Source organism: Neobacillus sp. Fa239, assembly GCF_055395235.1.
The window spans coordinates 1-2,500 of record NZ_AP041611.1 but is presented as its reverse complement, the minus strand read 5'-3'; the positions used below and the strand labels follow the sequence as shown (position 1 = coordinate 2,500).

2 rRNA genes (1 of these 2 cut by a window edge) are annotated in these 2,500 nt (G+C 52.0%); both read right to left on the bottom strand.

Annotated elements, in window-relative coordinates:
• Positions 1 to 711 (bottom strand): 23S ribosomal RNA (locus ACZ5XR_RS00010); it reaches 2,229 nt to the left of the window's first position.
• A gap of 198 nt (positions 712 to 909) precedes the next feature.
• Positions 910 to 2,459: ribosomal RNA gene (locus tag ACZ5XR_RS00005) — 16S ribosomal RNA — on the bottom strand.
• The 16S and 23S rRNA genes sit together here, the layout of an rRNA operon.
• Between the last annotated feature and the right edge of the window lie 41 nt (positions 2,460 to 2,500).

Below are 2,500 nucleotides of genomic sequence, written 5' to 3'. Positions count from 1 at the left end.
ACCACATACTCAAAACGCCCTATTCAGACTCGCTTTCGCTGCGGCTCCGTCTCTTCAACTTAACCTTGCATGGGATCGTAACTCGCCGGTTCATTCTACAAAAGGCACGCCATTACCCATTAACGGGCTTTGACTACTTGTAGGCACACGGTTTCAGGAACTATTTCACTCCCCTTCCGGGGTGCTTTTCACCTTTCCCTCACGGTACTGGTTCACTATCGGTCACTAGGGAGTATTTAGCCTTGGGAGATGGTCCTCCCTGCTTCCGACCGGATTTCACGTGTCCGGCCGTACTCAGGATCCACTCAGGAGGGAACGAAGTTTCAACTACAGGGCTTTTACCTTCTATGACGGACCTTTCCAGATCGCTTCATCTACCCCGTTCCTTTGTAACTCCATGTTGAGTGTCCTACAACCCCGAAAGGCAAGCCTCTCGGTTTGGGCTGTTCCCGTTTCGCTCGCCGCTACTCAGGGAATCGCGTTTGCTTTCTCTTCCTCCGGGTACTTAGATGTTTCAGTTCCCCGGGTCTGCCTTCAATATCCTATGTATTCAGATAAAGATACTGCTCCATTACGAACAGTGGGTTCCCCCATTCGGAAATCTCCGGATCAAAGCTTACTTACAGCTCCCCGAAGCATATCGGTGTTAGTCCCGTCCTTCATCGGCTCCTAGTGCCAAGGCATTCACCGTGCGCCCTTTCTAACTTAACCTAAAAGGTTTTACTCTAATTCAATAGAGAGAAAAACTAAAATGGCGATTAACTCGATGTTTTACTTTGACTTCTTCATTACGATTATCTAGTTTTCAAAGAACGAATAAAAAAAGCTCTGAGAGAATTGCTCTCTCAAAACTAAACAAACAAAAAACGTGAAACTTGTCTGGCTCTTATGTCCAGCTTATATCCTTAGAAAGGAGGTGATCCAGCCGCACCTTCCGATACGGCTACCTTGTTACGACTTCACCCCAATCATCTGTCCCACCTTAGGCGGCTGGCTCCTTACGGTTACCCCACCGACTTCGGGTGTTACAAACTCTCGTGGTGTGACGGGCGGTGTGTACAAGGCCCGGGAACGTATTCACCGCGGCATGCTGATCCGCGATTACTAGCGATTCCGGCTTCATGTAGGCGAGTTGCAGCCTACAATCCGAACTGAGAATGGTTTTATGGGATTGGCTCAACCTCGCGGTTTTGCAGCCCTTTGTACCATCCATTGTAGCACGTGTGTAGCCCAGGTCATAAGGGGCATGATGATTTGACGTCATCCCCACCTTCCTCCGGTTTGTCACCGGCAGTCACCTTAGAGTGCCCAACTGAATGCTGGCAACTAAGATCAAGGGTTGCGCTCGTTGCGGGACTTAACCCAACATCTCACGACACGAGCTGACGACAACCATGCACCACCTGTCACTCTGTCCCCCGAAGGGGAAAGCCCTATCTCTAGGGTTGTCAGAGGATGTCAAGACCTGGTAAGGTTCTTCGCGTTGCTTCGAATTAAACCACATGCTCCACCGCTTGTGCGGGCCCCCGTCAATTCCTTTGAGTTTCAGCCTTGCGGCCGTACTCCCCAGGCGGAGTGCTTAATGCGTTAGCTGCAGCACTAAAGGGCGGAAACCCTCTAACACTTAGCACTCATCGTTTACGGCGTGGACTACCAGGGTATCTAATCCTGTTTGCTCCCCACGCTTTCGCGCCTCAGCGTCAGTTACAGACCAGAAAGCCGCCTTCGCCACTGGTGTTCCTCCACATCTCTACGCATTTCACCGCTACACGTGGAATTCCGCTTTCCTCTTCTGCACTCAAGTCCCCCAGTTTCCAATGACCCTCCACGGTTGAGCCGTGGGCTTTCACATCAGACTTAAAGGACCGCCTGCGCGCGCTTTACGCCCAATAATTCCGGACAACGCTTGCCACCTACGTATTACCGCGGCTGCTGGCACGTAGTTAGCCGTGGCTTTCTGGTTAGGTACCGTCAAGGTACCGGCAGTGACTCCGGTACTTGTTCTTCCCTAACAACAGAGCTTTACGACCCGAAGGCCTTCATCGCTCACGCGGCGTTGCTCCGTCAGACTTTCGTCCATTGCGGAAGATTCCCTACTGCTGCCTCCCGTAGGAGTCTGGGCCGTGTCTCAGTCCCAGTGTGGCCGATCACCCTCTCAGGTCGGCTACGCATCGTCGCCTTGGTGAGCCGTTACCTCACCAACTAGCTAATGCGCCGCGGGCCCATCTGTAAGTGACAGCCGAAACCGTCTTTCAGCTTTTCCTCATGAGAGGAAAAGGATTATCCGGTATTAGCACCGGTTTCCCGGTGTTATCCCAGTCTTACAGGCAGGTTGCCCACGTGTTACTCACCCGTCCGCCGCTAACCAACGGGAGCAAGCTCCCATTGATTCGCTCGACTTGCATGTATTAGGCACGCCGCCAGCGTTCGTCCTGAGCCAGGATCAAACTCTCCAAGAAAGTTGATTAGCTCAAAAATGTTACGTTGGCTTCGTTTCGAT